We start from the raw sequence: 15,093 nt of genomic DNA, 5'->3' as shown, positions 1-15,093 counted from the left end.
TGTCCGATCCCTAGCCGGTCTTGTGCAGAGCCGTCTTGGACGGACCCGAAACCGCCAGCGCCCGGAAGGCAGTGGGCGTCATCCCCGCAAAGGCGCGGAAGTCGCGCAGCATATGCGCCTGGTCGTACCAGCCATGCGCCAGCGCAAGCGCCGCCCAATCAGGCCGGTCCACCCTGCGCAGGCTACGCAGCAGGCCGTGCCAGCGCATGAGCCGCCGGTGCTCGCGCGGCGACAGCCCCAGGTGCTCGGCGCAGAGCTGCTGCAGCCGCCGCTCGCCGAGCCCGATCCACTCCGGCCGCTCGCCGCGCGCAACCGCCGCCGCGAGGTGCAGGGTCCGCCGGCCGTCGTCGGTCGAGAAGCCGGCGCGCCGAAGGCGCTGCCTCAGCCCGTCCCACAGGGTGTCGGCCATCTGCCCCAGGTCTGCGGCTTCGGCGATCCGGTCCCCGAGATCCCCCGCCGCCGGTCCCCAGAGTTCCGAGAGCCAGAGGACCTGCCCGCGCAGCTGTCGCACCGGGGCGCCCAGCACCGCCCGCGCCGCCGCCGGCGTCAGCGCGACCGACAGTCCGGCCATGCGGCCTTGCAGAAGAACCTTCTGCGCTTCGAGCCGCGGCCCCAGAACCATCGGCCCGGCCCCTGAGTCCGACAGATCGAACCAGAGCCGCACCGCCCCGTCGGGCAAGACATGCTCGACGATGCGGTCGTCCGCCTGCAACGACTCGTGCCACATCAGCGCCTGGCCGATCGTCGGACGCAGGTCGGGCGGAACGCGCAGCGCGCGCGTCCTGGCCCGCGGCGCGGCGGTCTCGGGCCCCGGCCCCGCATCGCCGGGCAGGCTGAGGAAGAGCCGGCGGGCCGGAAAAACTGCGTCATTGCCGCGTCGTTCATTCATTGCGGCGCCCTCTTGTGAATGCGTGCAGCCATCAAGCAACCCCGCAAAGCCTGCGGTTCAAATCCGGCGGCCACTACGGATGAATACACCCGCGATCAGACAATTCGCTGCGCGAGTTCGGTCGGGTCGGTCACGTTGACATGCCAGAATGACTCGGCCTCCTTTCCTATCCGGGCAAGAACCCGATCGAAGGCGCGCTGATCCAGGCTGCGCCGCAGTGCCCAGGCCGTGGCTTCGATTGCATTTTCCGGCGTGAGATTATGGTTCACCCTGACAAGCTGCGCTTCGCGCGTCATTGCGGCGCGGTCAGCAAATGCTTCGGGCGGATCCGATACCTGCCAGTCCTTCACGAAGATGGCCCTTGGAATGCTGGGCAGGACACTTGCGAAATCAAGCCCCTGTTGCGCCGTCAGACGTTTGCGAAACACCTGGAACACAGCATCGACCGCGGTGTAGGCCATGTTGTCGGAAGCCAGATCCATGCGGTCCTTTACATCGTCCAGAAAAGCACGGAACTCGCGGGTCGAGTGGCGATAGGTCCAGGGCATTGGCATGCCGCTTCTCCCCTGCCGGTGATGGAACTTCAGTCCAGCAGATTTTCATATTCGTGTCGAGATCCGGCGACATGATCCGTAGCCATCATGCAGCGTGACTTTGGCTCTGGCCTGGGGTTACGGCACCTTCGACGTTCCAGCCAGTTGAAGGTTGCCGGGTTCTTCGGGCAGGTCCGAAGTCGTCTGCTGGGATGGTTTCCTGTCGCTCTGGCGACCCCGGGAGGACTCGAACCCCCAACCCAGCGCTTAGAAGGCGCTTGCTCTATCCGGTTGAGCTACGGGGCCACGCGCGCCAGTCATGCCGGATCGCACGGGCTTAATCAACCACCTATCAGACGTCGACAAGCTGCAGGGTCATGAACAGGCTGTTGGGATCGGGAGCATAATCGCCAAAGGGTTCGCACACGGTGAACCCGGCACGCGCATACAGTGCGCGTGCAGCCTCGAACGTGGGCTGGACTCCTGTTTCCAGGCTTGCACGGGTCATTCCCAAGGCGCGTGCCTGTTCGATCAGCGCCATCAGCATGCGACGCGAATGGCCTTGTCCGCGCGCCTCGGCGAGAACGTGCATCGACTTGATCTCTCCATGATCGGGCGCGATGCGCTTCAACGCGCCCATCGCCACGGCCCTGCCCTGCTCGCGAAGGACAAAGAAGGAAATATCGGGATCCAGCAACGCCTCGCGCGGCAACATGTGGATCGATTCGGGCGGCGTATCCGCGAACATGTCCTGCCGGTGACGTTCAAACAGCAGGTCCAGATCCGCCCCCAGCGGGCTTTCGCGGCCGATCGTGACCTGGGCGGGGCTAGGCGTCATGAATCCCTCGTGATCGAAATGTCGCACCATGCGGCCATCAGGCAATGCACCGGCGGCCCCCGGCTTGGCAAGCCCCGCTGAAATCATCGGAAAGTCAGTGGACTTGACCCGATGCAAAGCCTAGGCTGCGCGCATGGATGCCGCCGTTGACAGCACCGACACCGCCTGCCCCGAACTGCCCCGCCCACGCAGTTTCTGGCAGCGCATCGCCGACCGGCTGGCGGCGATCGTGGGCGCGCGCCGACCGGCAACCCCACCCGAACGATCGGTAGCGTTCACGATTGCAGTCATTGCGCTGGGTGCAAAACTGGCCAAGGCCGACGGCGCCGTCGCACGTTCAGAGGTGGCCGCCTTTCGCCGTGTTTTCATCATTCCACGTTCCGAGGAAAAGAACGCTGCCCGGGTTTTCGACCTGGCGCGGCAGGACGTGGCGGGCTTTGATGCCTGGGCACGCCGCATCGCGGCCATGTTCCCGCCCGGCGACCCCGTGCTTGCCGATGTCATCGAGGGGCTTTTCATCATCGCCGTTGCCGATGCCGATCTGCACGAGGCCGAGATCATCTTTATCGACGAGGTGGCGCGCATCTTCGGACTGGACCCGGCACAAGTGGCCGCAATTCGCGCGCGCCATGATCGGCGCCAGGGATGCCCGGCCTGCGAGGTGCTGGGGATCGCCCCGGACACCCCCCTGGCAGAGGCCCGCAAGCGTTGGCGCGAACTGGTGCGCGAGAACCATCCCGATCGTGCCATTGCCCGCGGCCTGCCGCCCGAAGCGATCCGCCTGGCCGAGGCACGCACCCGCGCCCTGAACCAGGCCTGGGAAAATTTCCGCGCCATGCACCGGCCGCGCCATGTCTGAACTTGGGGAACCGGCACGGGGAAATGCCGGTTTTCCACCGTCACCCTTTGGAGCGACCTTCATGAAACGCTGCGCCGCGCTGTTACTGACCGGGGGGCTGCTGCTGGCTCCGGCCCATGCTCAGACACCTTACGAGCCACCATCGGCCGATGCCCCCACCCCCTCGACCGGGGATGCGCTGGAACGGGGGCTGGAAAGCCTGATGGACAATCTGATGCGGCAGGCCCAGCCGCATCTGGACCGGCTGGGCCGTGATCTGGGCGCCACCCTGAACAGCTTTCAGCCGGTTCTGGACGAACTGGGCCAGTTGATGGACGATGTTGGCAATTATCAGGCCCCCGAAAGGCTTGAAAATGGCGACATTCTGATCCGCCGGCGTCCCGATGCGCCGCCCCCGCCGCCCGTCGGCCCAAGGTTACGCGACCTGTTGCGACCGGCGCCACAGGACGATTCGCGGCTGAACCCGCCCTCGGACCAGACCGCGCCTGCCCCGGCGGATCAGCCGCCGCCCGCTGGCAGCGAAATCGAACTCTGATCGCCGCCGCCTTCGACCCAATCGATCAGCCGCGGCAGGCAGATGGTTTTCAGATCATAGCCGGCACAAATGGTCTGACGCGCGGCATGGCGCATGGCGGAGGCCTGCGGATCGCCCGCCAAGGCCGCAATCAACGCCTGCTCCAACGCCGGGCCGTCGAAGAAGGGCACCAGCCGGCCGTTTTCACCGTCGCGGATCAGTTCGCGCACGGGTTCGGTGTCAGAGGCAATGATATGACAGCCGGCAGCCATCGCCTCGGTCAGCGACCAGCTGAGAACGAACGGGTAGGTCAGATAGCAATGCACCCGGCTGACCTGCAGCAGCGCCAGATATTGCGGATAGGGCACGCGGCCCATGAAATGCACCCGCGACAGGTCGATCTGGCCCGCCAGTTCGGCCAGCAGCTTTTCCTTCCAGTTCGGGGCATCGCGCGGGGGGCCGCCATAGCTGACGCCGTCACCTCCGACCAGCACCACCTGCGCCTGCGGTCGCGCCCGCAGCACCGCCGGCAAGGCGCGCATGAAGCGGTGAAAGCCGCGGTAGGGCTCGAGCGAACGCGAGACATAGGTCAGAACCTCGTCGCCGGGACGCAGCTTGCGACCATCGGTCAGCAGGAATTCCGCCGCTGGATCGGGTCGGACCTTTGCGGTGTCGATGCCGTCATGGATCACGGTCAGTTTCTGACGCAGTTCCGGCGGAAAGGACTCCGCCTGGTAGCGGGTGGGCGACAGGCCGGCATCGGCCTGCACCAGTCCCTGGATCAGATGCGCCGAGCGCGCGATCGTCGCGGCGCGGCCTTCGTCGCTGTCGGGGGTGATTTCGGGATCGAAACCGACGTCATGCCCGCGCGTGCGATAGAGCAGTTCGGCATAGACCAGCAACCTTGCCTGCGGCCAGATTTCGCGCAGGAACAGCGTCTCGCCCCAGCCGCTGTGCCCCAGAATCAGGTCGGGGGTAAAGCCGTGCTGATCGCGCAGCGCCCGGCAGCCGCGCGCGGCCAGCCAGCCCCGTTCGGCATATTCGCTGTAGGTCCGGCCCAGCATCGGCGGCAGCTTCATGTCCGCCGGCGCCTTGTAACGCACGACGCGCACCGGCGACGGGCGCTGATTGTGTTCGTCGGTCAGCGCCAGCACCTGATGGCCGCGCGCGGCCAGCGCCGGCGCCAGATGCAGGAACTGCCCCGGAAAGTTCTGATGGACGAACAGGATCTTCATGCGCTGGTCGTCAGGAAGGCGGCCGCGATCAGCCGACGGGTGTAATCGTCCTGCGGGGTGTCGAACACCGCCTGGGTATCGCCCTGTTCGACCACCTCGCCCGCGCGCATCACCACGATGCGATGAGCCATGGCACGCACCACGCGCAAATCGTGGCTGATGAACAGATAGGTCAATCCGTGCCGCCGCTGCAGGCGGCGCAGCAGTTCGACGATCTGCACCTGCACGGTCATGTCCAGCGCACTGGTCGGCTCGTCCAGGACCACCAGCTTGGGGTTCAGGATCATCGCCCGCGCGATGGCGATGCGCTGACGTTGACCGCCGCTGAACTCGTGCGGATAGCGGTGCATCGCGGCGGGATCCAGGCCGACCTCGCGCATGATGGCATCGACCATCTCGCGCTGATTGCGGCCCGGCTCGATGCCGTGGACGCCCAGCCCCTCGGCGATGATCTGTTCCACCGTCATCCGCGGCGACAGGCTGCCATAGGGATCCTGGAACACGATCTGCATGTCGCGCCGCAGCGCCCGCATGGCGCGCCCCTGCACCCGCGAGATGTCGCGGCCCATGTATACGATGGGCCCGTTGCTGGCGATCAGGCGCATGATCGCCAGCGCCAGCGTGGTCTTGCCGCTGCCGGATTCGCCAACGATGCCCAGGGTCTGGCCGGCCTGCACCGCGATGCTGGCGCCGTTGACCGCCTTGACGTGCCCGACCGTGCGGCGCAGGAAACCGCGCTGGATCGGGAACCACACCTTCAGATCCTGGGTCGAGACCACCACCGGCGCCTGCGGATCGGCCGGCTCGGCCCGGCCCTTGGGCTCGGCGGCCAGCAGCAGCCGGGTATATTCGTGTTGAGGATCGGCGAATATGCGCTCCACCGGCCCCTGTTCGACGATCTCGCCATCCTTCATCACGCAGACCCGGTCGGCAATACGGCGCACCAGCCCAAGGTCATGGCTGATGAACAGCATCGACAGCCCTTCGGCCGCCTTCAGCTCGGCCAGCAGTTCCATGATCTGCGCCTGGATGGTCACGTCCAGCGCCGTGGTGGGTTCGTCCGCGATCAGCAGGTCGGGGCCATTGGCCAGCGCCATCGCGATCATGATACGCTGACGCTGCCCGCCTGAAAACTGGTGCGGATAGTCTGAAAGCCGCGATTCGGGATCACGTATGCCGACCCGGTTCAGCAACTCGACAATGCGCGCCCGCGCCGCCTTGCCTTGCAACCCCTGATGCAGCGCCAGGCTTTCGCCCAACTGCCGCTCCAGCGTGTGCAGCGGGTTCAGCGAGGTCATCGGCTCCTGAAAGATGAAGCTGATGTCATTGCCGCGCACGTCGCGCAGTGTCGCTTCGGGCGCACCGATCATTTCGCGCCCGAGATAGCGCACCGAGCCCTGGCAATGCGCTGCATCACCCAGCAACCCGACCGTGGACAGCGCGGTGATCGATTTGCCGCTGCCCGATTCCCCGACCAGCGCCACGGTTTCGCCCTTGGCGATGGTGAAGCTGACGCCCTTGACCGCCGGCACCAGCCGCCCGTCGTGGCGAAAGGCGATGCGCAGGTCGTTGACTTGCAGAACCGGCGTCATTGGAAGGTCTTTCTGGGATCAAAGGCGTCGCGGATGCCTTCAAAGATGAAGACCAGCAGCGACAGCATGATGGCGAAGGTGAAGAATGCGGTAAAGCCAAGCCAGGGAGCTTGCAGGTTCTGTTTGGCCTGCAACGCCAGCTCGCCCAGCGATGGGGCCGAACTGGGCAGGCCGTAGCCCAGGTAATCCAGCGCCGCCAGCGACGAAATCACCCCCGTCACCACAAAGGGCAGCATGGTCAGCGTGGCCACCATGGCGTTGGGCAGGATGTGGCGGAACATGATCTTGCGGTCGCTGACCCCCAGCGCCCGCGCTGCACGCACATATTCAAAGTTGCGCGCGCGCAGGAATTCGGCCCGAACAACGCCGACCAGCGCCGGCCAACCGAACAGGACCGAGATGAACACCAGCAGCCAGAAACTGCGCCCCAGGATCGCGAACAGGATGATGATGACGTAAAGCGAAGGGGTCGAGCCCCAGATTTCCAGCAGGCGCTGGAACACCAGGTCGGTGCGGCCGCCGAAATAGCCCTGCACCGCCCCCGCCGCGATGCCCAGTACCGAACTGCACAGCGTCACCACCAGCGTGAACAGGATCGACAGCCTGAAGCCATAGATCACCCGCGCCAGGACATCGCGCGAGGTATCGTCGGTGCCCAGCCAATGGGCGCTGCTGGGGGGGCTGGGCGCGGTGCCGACGTTGTTGATGGTGCGATAGTGATAAGGGATCGGCGGCCACAGCATCCAGCCACGGTCGACGGGCTCTCCGGCGACTGCTCCGGTCCGGGCCGCCTCGCGCTCGACCGCCTCGGGATCGTCCCAACATTCCGGCCGGCCGCCTGTGCGGATCAGGCATTGCACGCCGGGATCGGTATAGATCGCCTCGGTCCCGAAGTCGCCACCGAAGGTTGTTTCGGGATAGAACCGATAGACCGGGAAATACAGATCACCCCGATAGCTGACGACAATGGGCCGGTCATTGGCGATCAGCTCCGCGAACAGAGAGCCAACGAACAGGACAGAAAACAGTATCAGCGACCAGAAGGCGCGCTTGTTACGCCGGAAATTGCGCAGCCGCCGGCGGTTCAGTTCGCTCAGCGCCATCAATGCGCCCTCCGCTCGAAGTCGATGCGGGGATCGACCAGAACATACATCAGGTCCGACAGGATGCCCACCAGCAACCCCAGCAGGCCAAAGACGTAAAGCGTGCCGAAAATCACCGGATAATCGCGCTGCACCGCCGCCTCGAAGCCCAGCCGGCCCAGCCCGTCCAGCGAAAAGATCGTCTCGATCAGGATGGACGAGCCAAAGAACACCCCCAGAAACATCGCCGGAAAGCCTGCGATCACGATCAGCATCGCGTTGCGGAACACATGCCCGTAAAGCACCTTGCGCTCGGTCAGGCCCTTGGCGCGGGCGGTCATGACGTATTGCTTGCCGATTTCGTCAAGGAAGCTGTTCTTGGTCAGCAGCGTCAGGGTGGCAAAGCTGGAAATCGTCGTCGCCGTCACCGGCAGGGCGATGTGCCACAGATAGTCCTTGACCTTGCCCCACAGGCTGAGCTGATCGAAGTTTTCCGAGGTCAGCCCCCGTAGCGGAAAGATCTGCCAATAGCTGCCGCCAGCAAACAGCACCATCAGCAGCACCGCGAAAAGAAACGCCGGGATGGCATAGCCCACGATGATCGCGCCCGAGGTCCAGGTATCGAAGGGGGTGCCGTGGCGCACCGCCTTGCGGATGCCCAGGGGGATCGACACGATATAGGCGATCAGCGTCGACCACAGCCCCAGCGTGATCGACACCGGCATCTTTTCCAGCACCAGGTCGATCACCGAAATCGAGCGGAAAAAGCTGACGCCAAAGTCAAAGCGCAGGTAATTGCCCATCATGATCAGAAAGCGTTCGACAGCCCCCAGCTTTTCCTTGTGGCAATCGGGCGATTTCAGGTCCGGTTCGCCCTGATGGTCGGCTGTGCAAACGATCCGGGCAAAGCCCATCTGCACCTCGAGCTGATCCAGCAGTTCGGGCGGGATGCCGCGCGCGCCGGCATATTCGCTGCTCTGCGCCGCCTGCGCGTCGCCGCCGCCCGAGATGTTGCGCAAGGCGTCGCCTTCGCCCTGAACGCGGGCGATGATCTGTTCGATCGGCCCGCCCGGCACGAATTGCGTCAGGGTGAAGTTGACCAGCATGATGCCGATCAGCGTGGGAATGATCAGCAGCAAACGCCGCAGAATATAGGCTGCCATCTGCCCCTTGCCCCGTTGGGTCTGCGCAAAGGCCCCCGGCCCTAGCGCAGCGCGCCGGATTGTTTCAGTTTTTCTGCCTTATCCGCGTCAAACCACCAGAAATCAAGTTCACCCAGCGCATAGGGGGGCATGTTCTGGGGGTGGGCATACATGTCGTAGTAGGCCAGCGTGTAATCTGCCTTGTACCACTGCGGCACCCAGAACCGCAGCGCCCGCAGGCTGCGGTCCAGCGCGTGGATGGTGGTATCCATCTGTTCCTGGGTTGTCGCCTCGATCCCCTTCTGGATCAGCGCGTCGATGGCGGGATTGGCCAGGCCCATGGGGTTGAACACATCGCCGACATTTTCCGACCCGAACACCTGCTCGGTCCCGCCGCCAATATAGAAACCCAGATTGAAACTGGTGGTGATCATGTCGAAATCATGGCTGCGGGTGCGGTTCGTCATTTCTGCGTCATCAACGCGGGCATTGACCGCGTCGACCCCCAGCGCGCGCAGGTTCTGGACAAAGGGGTTGATGATGCGGTCGAAGCTTTGGTTGTCGTTCAGGATCTCCAGCTTCAGCCGCTGCCCCTTTTCGTTGACGCGCATGCCGTCGGGACCGGGTTTCCACCCGGCCTGATCCAGCAGTTGCGAGGCCGCACGCAGATTGGCCCGATCAAGCTGCGTCTTGCCCGATACCGGCTGCATCACCGCGTCCTCGGTCAGGATTCCGTCCGGCAAATGCCTGGCCAACGGTTCCAGCAGCGCCAGTTCGCCGGGCGAAGGTTTTCCCGTCGCGGCCAGATCGCTGTTATCCCAGAAGGAATTGACGCGCGTGTTCAGCCCGTAGAACAAGGTTTCGTTCGACCACTCGAAATTGAACATCAACCCGATGGCCTGGCGCACCCGGATGTCCTGCCAGATCGGCCGGCGCAGGTTGAAGATCCAGCTTTGGCCGCTGGCCAGATCGCCGCGCGGCAGCATCTCCTGGCGAACGGCACCCGACTTCACCGCCGGGAAGTCATAGCGCGTCGCCCAATGGATCGACGACACCTCGTTTCGGAAGGTATAGACCCCGGCCTTGAAGGCCTCGAATGCGGCATCGTAATCGCCGAAATACTCGACCCGCACCTTGTCGAAATTGTGCCGGCCGCGATTGATGGGCAGATCCTTGCCCCAGTAATCCGGGTTGCGGCGCAGCGTGATCGAGCGCCCCATTTCCGCACTGTCGAACACATAGGGCCCCGAACCCAGGAAGGGCACGGTACTGGACTGTTCGATGTCGCGGCGGTTCTTGCGAAAATCCTCGCGCGAAAACACGATCTGGCTGCCGACCTGCTGGATGACATCGCGGCGCGGATAGCCGGGCTGGAAGATGAACTTGATGGTATGTTCGTCGATCACCTGCGCCTTGGCCACCATCTTGGCGATGCCGGTGCGATAGGATGACAGCCCCTTGTCGCGCAGCAGTTCAAAGGAAAACAGCACATCATGCGCGGTCAGCGGCGTGCCATCGGAAAACCTGGCCTCGGGACGCAGATGAAAGATCACCCAATCGCGGCTTTCGGGATATTCGATGGTCTCGCACAGCAGGCAATAGGATGATCCCCGCTCGTCGGCCGGATCCTCCATCAGACGTTCCAGCATCATCACCGACATGGCGCCGGCACGGCCGCGATGGGTAAAGGGATTGTAGCTGTCAAAGCCGCCGATCGCCCATTGCGAAATCTCGCCGCCCTTGGGGGCATCGGGGTTCACATAGCGCAGATGCGGATAATCGGCCGGCAGTTCCGGCGCGCCGAAGGTGGCTATGCCATGCGAAACGATGGTCGCGGGTTTCTGCGCCTGCGTTTCCTGCGCCTGCGCGACAAGGGGGGAAAGCGCCAGAAGAACGGCCAACGGGGCGTGTCGCAGAAAGGAAATCGTCATCGCGTCTTGCTGATCCTTGGGTGTCCGGCCGGTTCGGGTTCCTGCCGTTGTGCAAGGCTAGCAGCCCGTGCCGCCGGTTCAACAAGCAAATGCGTGATCCTGAAACGCAAAAGGGCCGCCCGTGGCGGCCCCTTGATTCGCAAGGTGTTGTCTTTACTTCTGCGTTGCCAGGTAGGCGATCAGGTTGGCACGATCCTCGACCTTGGGCAGACCGGCGAAAGCCATTTTCGTGCCCTTCACGACCGCCTTGGGATTGGTCAGGAATTCCTGCAAGGCCTCGGGCGTCCAGTCCCCGCCGTGGGCCTTCATCCCGTCAGAGTAGTTGAACCCGCCCACGCTTGCGACCGCACGACCGACGACCCCGTTCAGATGCGGACCGGTGCCATCGGTGCCGTCCAGCTTGTGGCAGGCCTTGCACTTGCCATAGACCTTTTCGCCCGCTGCGGCATCGGCCGATGCCATCACCGTGGCGAAATCGGGGCCGGCATCGGCAGTTTCCTCACCACCGCCCGCAGCCTCTTCGACCGGAATTGTATAGGCCTGCGCGTGCTCTTCATCGCCATGGCCCGCCGGCCCGACGTGAAAGATGCCCGAAGCTGCCCAATTCATCAGCAAAAGGAACAGAAGCGAGCCGATCAGCGCCCCGGCAGCCTTGGTGATGGTCATGGTGTCGAACATATCTGCGGGTCCCTTGGGTCTGTCCGTGGATTTGGCGGTATCTATCCGCTTTTGTTTGTTCGGTTCAAGGTATAGTTCTTTGCCCCGCTACACAATTCCGGCTGCGTTACCGTGCCGACACGCGCCGCGCCGCCGCAGAAAGGGGCCACAAGATGAACCATGATCCGTCCCGCAAGGTCATCGCCTTTCAGGGCGAACCGGGTGCCTACAGCCACCAGGCCTGTCGCAGCTATCGCCCGGACATGGAGCCCCTGCCCTGCCGCACCTTCGAGGACACGATCGACGCCGTTCACAGCGGCCGCGCCGAACTGGCCATGCTGCCGGTCGAAAACTCGACCTATGGACGGGTGGCAGACATCCACCACCTCCTGCCGGAAAGCGGCCTGCACATCATCGACGAAGGTTTCGTGCGGGTCCGTATCGCCTTGCTGGCAGTGCCCGGCGCCAGGCTGGACGACATCCGTCAGGCGATGAGCCACCCGGTCCTGCTGGGGCAGTGCCGCGGCTTCCTGCGCCGTCACGACATCCGCGGGCTGGTGGGGCCCGATACCGCCGGCTCGGCCATGCAGGTGGCCCAGCGTGGCGACAAGGCGCTGGCGGCACTGGCCGCACCGCTTGCCGGGGAAATCTATGGGCTCGACGTTCTGGCCTCGGGGATCGAGGACCGGCAGAACAACACCACACGCTTTCTGATCATGGCGCGTGAGCCTGACTTTTCGCGCCGCCGCAACGCCATGGGCGAGGACAAGATGATGACGACATTTGTCTTTCGGGTGCGCAACCTGCCGGCGGCGCTATACAAGGCCATGGGCGGATTCGCCACCAACGGCGTCAACATGACAAAGCTTGAAAGCTATATGGTGGATGGAATCTTCACCGCCACCCAGTTCTATGCCGACATCGAAGGGCACCCCGAGGATGCGAATGTCGCCAGAGCCCTGGAGGAACTGCGGTATTTCACTTCGAGCCTCTCGATCCTGGGCGTATATCCGGCGGACCCGTTGCGTGCCGCGCAGCAAGGCGCCCAGATCGGGACCGCAGGCTAGAACGGTCCTGCCGCTCAGACGCCGCCGACCGCACAAAGCCGGTTGACGAAACCGGCGATGCGTTCGGCAAATCTGGCATCCAGCTTGGGCTTGCCCAGTTTTGCGGTCTGTAGCAGCAGCCGGGCCTTCATGTTGCGCGGCAACAGTTCCGTTTCAAAGATCAGCCGCGACTTGCCGGAGCCCAAGCCTATCACCGTCATGCGGATGGTGACATCGAACTGTTCTGACTGGCCTCGCATAACAACGGTTTGCGGCACCGTCACCTCGGTAACCTCGACGGTGATGTCGCGTGCCTTGCCACGCCAGTCGAAACCGATCTGCCAGCGCCGTCCAAGGCCACGGGAGTTTCCATCTGCCAGACGCCGAACCGATGCGCCCCGCTGTGTCAGCAATCGTTCGATCGCATCCATGGAGCTTATGGCCTGAAACAGTTGCTCGGCGGAAAGGTCGGTGTCCTGACGGGTCGAGAACTTCATCGGCGGTCCAGTTCGGATGGCTGCTGTTGCACGCTGTCATTTCATGACCGGGCTGGCCATGCAACCGGTCACATTCAGGCATCATGCTTGTGGCGATATCGATGGTTTCGCAATCCATAGTTGCAAATTTTCTCTATTTTTCCCATGCCATGGATATGAACGCCCCGAACCACAGGCCCTTGCAGTCCCCCGACCAACGTCTTGATCTGCGGATCCTGGCGACGACCGACTTGCATATGCACATTCTGGCATATGATTATTTTGCCGATCGTCCAGCGGGGGGCATTGGCTTGTCGCGCGCCGCCGTGGTGATCGAGGAGATGCGCGCCCAACAGCCGAACAACCTGCTGTTCGACAATGGCGATTGCCTTCAGGGCAACCCAATGGGCGATGTCCTGGCAGAACAGGGCAAGCTCATGGCACAACGTCCGCATCCGGCGGTTCTGGCCATGAACGCCTTGCGCTATGACGCGATCACCCTGGGCAACCACGATTTCAATTTTGGTCTGGACTTCCTCAATCGCAGCTTGCGAGGGGCGCGTTTTCCGGTGGTGGCCAGCAACCTGCGCCTGCATCGGCCGCTGCCGGTATGCAGCCAGGCCCTGTTGCACCGCGACTTTCGCGACCATGCCGGAGCACTGCGGCGCTTGCGGGTGGGGGTCCTGGGGTTTCTGCCGCCGCAGACGGTCGAATGGGAACCCGCATTGCGTCAACAGATTGCAGTCCAGGACATCGTGACAGCGGCCCGAACCGGCATTGCTGCACTCAAGGCACAGGGCGCCGATCTGATCATTGCGCTGGCCCATAGCGGTATCGGTGCGGCCGATCCGGGGCCGATGGCCGAAAATGCGGCTACGGCACTTGCCCAACTGCCCGGCATAGATGCGATCGTCGCCGGGCATACGCATCGGGTCTTTCCTTCGGCAAGCCATCCTGCCGGTCCCCTTATCGACCCGACGAGAGGATCGCTGGCGGGCAAGCCGGCGGTCATGCCCGGATTCTGGGGCTCGCATCTGGGCGTGATCGATCTGCAATTGCACAGCCAGGGGGATCGCTGGACCGTCGCAGGTTTTGCCTGCCGCGCGCATCCGGTGACGGCCCCGACAGGGCATCCGTTGGTGGCCGCACCGGTGCTTGACGCCCATCGCCATACACTGCGCCACCTGCGCCGACGCATCGGACGAACGGAAAGACCGCTCAGCAGCTATCTTTCGCTGATCGGCAATGACCCCGCCCTTCGCCTTGTCACCATGGCGCAGCGCTGGCATGCGCGCCGCGCGCTTCGCGGCACACGCTGGCAGGACATGCCGATCCTTTCGGCTGCCGCGCCGTTTCGTGCCGGGGGCCGCAGCGGTCCAGATCACTATACCGACGTGCCGGCGGGGCGATTGACGCTGCGCAGCATCGCCGATCTCTACATGTTTCCAAATCGGCTGTGTGCGCTGCAATTGACCGGAAACGAGGTTCGCGAATGGCTCGAACGGGCGGCCAGCCTGTTCTTGACCGTTTGCCCCGGTCAGCCGGATCAACCGCTGATCGATCCTGATTTCCCGACCTACAATTTCGACATCGTCGATGGGGTGACATGGCAGATCGATCTGAGTGCCCCTGCCCGATACCAGCCAGATGGTCGGTTGCGTGACGAAAAGGCGCGTCGTGTGCGGCATCTGGCGTTCAGGGGCGCGCCGTTACGTGCCGATCAGCCATTCATCCTTGTCACCAACAGCTATCGATTGTCCCGACACGGTCTGTTCGCACCGCTGATCGCGGATCGACCGGTGCTGCTGGACAGCACCACCCGCACACGCGAAGTTCTGCGCCGTTATGTGGCGCGCCGGCGCAAGATCGCCCCATCGCCCGACATCGGCTGGAGCTTTGCGCCGATGCCGGGAACTTCTGTCCTGTTCCCCACCGGTCCCGGCGTCCTGCCCCATCTGGAAAGCGACCGGCGCCGGCTCGAGCCGGCCGGGATGGACGAAAACGGCTTTCTGCAGCTGCGCCTGCATCTTTGACGGCAGGCTTCTGCCGGGCCTTGCATCCCGACGCCTGTCGCCCTATCTAGGCGCCGAGAGGTTGGCGCGGGCAGGCGCCTCGCCAACCCGGTCAGGTCCGGAAGGAAGCAGCCGTAACGAGCCCCGTCTGGGTCGCTGTCCAGCCTCTCACCGTGCTTGCCCGCATCGTCATGCTAACCAACAGGGCAAAGCCGTCTTGCCTTCTGCTACTGCTTGACCAATCCTTGCAACTGCGGCACGCGGCCCCGGTCGCTGCCTGATAGTAT

At 63.9% G+C, this 15,093-nt stretch carries 14 protein-coding genes, 1 tRNA gene and 1 other RNA gene; 5 read left to right on the top strand and 11 right to left on the bottom strand.

The window, feature by feature from the left end; genetic code table 11:
* Positions 1-10: 10 nt before the first annotated feature.
* The 4 genes from GB880_RS11270 to GB880_RS11255 all read right to left on the bottom strand — a co-directional run bounded on the left by GB880_RS11270 (position 11) and on the right by GB880_RS11255 (position 2,260).
* On the bottom strand, positions 11-889 hold the full coding sequence (locus GB880_RS11270; RefSeq protein ID WP_195841241.1) for an AraC family transcriptional regulator: 879 nt from the start codon (positions 887-889) through the stop codon (positions 11-13).
* Between the two features lie 95 nt (positions 890-984).
* On the bottom strand, positions 985-1,437 hold the full coding sequence (locus tag GB880_RS11265; RefSeq protein WP_229774387.1) for a DUF2267 domain-containing protein: 453 nt from the start codon (positions 1,435-1,437) through the stop codon (positions 985-987).
* Between the two features lie 214 nt (positions 1,438-1,651).
* Positions 1,652-1,728 (bottom strand) — tRNA-Arg (locus GB880_RS11260).
* Between the two features lie 46 nt (positions 1,729-1,774).
* The gene (locus tag GB880_RS11255; protein WP_154493573.1) at positions 1,775-2,260 is read right to left on the bottom strand and encodes a GNAT family N-acetyltransferase; all 486 of its coding nucleotides are present in this window, start codon (positions 2,258-2,260) and stop codon (positions 1,775-1,777) included.
* 133 nt (positions 2,261-2,393) lie between these two features.
* On the opposite strand from GB880_RS11255, the gene GB880_RS11250 reads away from it, so the two are divergent.
* Positions 2,394-3,119 (top strand): molecular chaperone DjiA, encoded by a 726-nt coding sequence (locus GB880_RS11250; protein ID WP_154493572.1) that lies wholly within the window; start codon positions 2,394-2,396, stop codon positions 3,117-3,119.
* Positions 3,120-3,180: 61 nt separating this feature from the next.
* Positions 3,181-3,654, top strand: a complete 474-nt coding sequence (locus tag GB880_RS11245) for a hypothetical protein (RefSeq protein ID WP_195840784.1) — start codon at positions 3,181-3,183, stop codon at positions 3,652-3,654.
* Here GB880_RS11245 and GB880_RS11240 read toward each other — a convergent pair.
* From GB880_RS11240 to GB880_RS11215, 6 genes are all read right to left on the bottom strand, one after another.
* Entirely contained in the window at positions 3,618-4,868 is a 1,251-nt protein-coding gene (locus GB880_RS11240) for a glycosyltransferase family 4 protein (protein WP_154493571.1), read from the bottom strand. The genes GB880_RS11245 and GB880_RS11240 overlap by 37 nt on opposite strands.
* Entirely contained in the window at positions 4,865-6,460 is a 1,596-nt protein-coding gene (locus GB880_RS11235) for an ABC transporter ATP-binding protein (RefSeq protein ID WP_154493570.1), read from the bottom strand. Before GB880_RS11235 ends, GB880_RS11240 begins: the two co-directional genes overlap by 4 nt.
* The gene (locus GB880_RS11230) at positions 6,457-7,563 is read right to left on the bottom strand and encodes an ABC transporter permease (protein WP_154550588.1); all 1,107 of its coding nucleotides are present in this window, start codon (positions 7,561-7,563) and stop codon (positions 6,457-6,459) included. Before GB880_RS11230 ends, GB880_RS11235 begins: the two co-directional genes overlap by 4 nt.
* On the bottom strand, positions 7,563-8,705 hold the full coding sequence (locus tag GB880_RS11225) for a microcin C ABC transporter permease YejB (protein WP_154493569.1): 1,143 nt from the start codon (positions 8,703-8,705) through the stop codon (positions 7,563-7,565). The genes GB880_RS11230 and GB880_RS11225 overlap by 1 nt, the downstream gene beginning before the upstream one ends.
* Before the next feature lie 41 nt (positions 8,706-8,746).
* Entirely contained in the window at positions 8,747-10,615 is a 1,869-nt protein-coding gene (locus GB880_RS11220) for an extracellular solute-binding protein (protein ID WP_154493568.1), read from the bottom strand.
* Between the two features lie 153 nt (positions 10,616-10,768).
* Entirely contained in the window at positions 10,769-11,293 is a 525-nt protein-coding gene (locus tag GB880_RS11215) for a c-type cytochrome (protein ID WP_154493567.1), read from the bottom strand.
* 152 nt (positions 11,294-11,445) lie between these two features.
* Here GB880_RS11215 and GB880_RS11210 point away from each other — a divergent pair, with 152 nt between their 5' ends.
* Positions 11,446-12,339 (top strand): prephenate dehydratase, encoded by an 894-nt coding sequence (locus GB880_RS11210; RefSeq protein ID WP_154493566.1) that lies wholly within the window; start codon positions 11,446-11,448, stop codon positions 12,337-12,339.
* A gap of 14 nt (positions 12,340-12,353) precedes the next feature.
* Here the strand turns inward: GB880_RS11210 and GB880_RS11205 are convergent, their stop codons facing one another.
* Positions 12,354-12,815 (bottom strand): SRPBCC family protein, encoded by a 462-nt coding sequence (locus tag GB880_RS11205; RefSeq protein ID WP_154493565.1) that lies wholly within the window; start codon positions 12,813-12,815, stop codon positions 12,354-12,356.
* A 236-nt stretch (positions 12,816-13,051) separates the two neighbouring features.
* Between GB880_RS11205 and GB880_RS11200 the strand changes: the two genes are divergently transcribed.
* Both GB880_RS11200 and ffs read left to right on the top strand, forming a co-directional pair.
* A complete protein-coding gene (locus tag GB880_RS11200; RefSeq protein WP_229774386.1) occupies positions 13,052-14,827 on the top strand; it encodes a bifunctional 2',3'-cyclic-nucleotide 2'-phosphodiesterase/3'-nucleotidase in 1,776 nt (591 codons plus the stop codon).
* A gap of 55 nt (positions 14,828-14,882) precedes the next feature.
* An RNA gene (gene ffs / locus GB880_RS11195) (signal recognition particle sRNA small type) lies at positions 14,883-14,979 on the top strand.
* The last annotated feature ends 114 nt before the right edge of the window (positions 14,980-15,093 follow it).

This window comes from Paracoccus sp. SMMA_5_TC (genome assembly GCF_009696685.2).
Classification (GTDB): Bacteria; Pseudomonadota; Alphaproteobacteria; order Rhodobacterales; family Rhodobacteraceae; genus Paracoccus.
The sequence above is the reverse complement of the archived record's forward strand: the minus strand, read 5'-3'. Positions and strand labels throughout refer to the sequence as shown.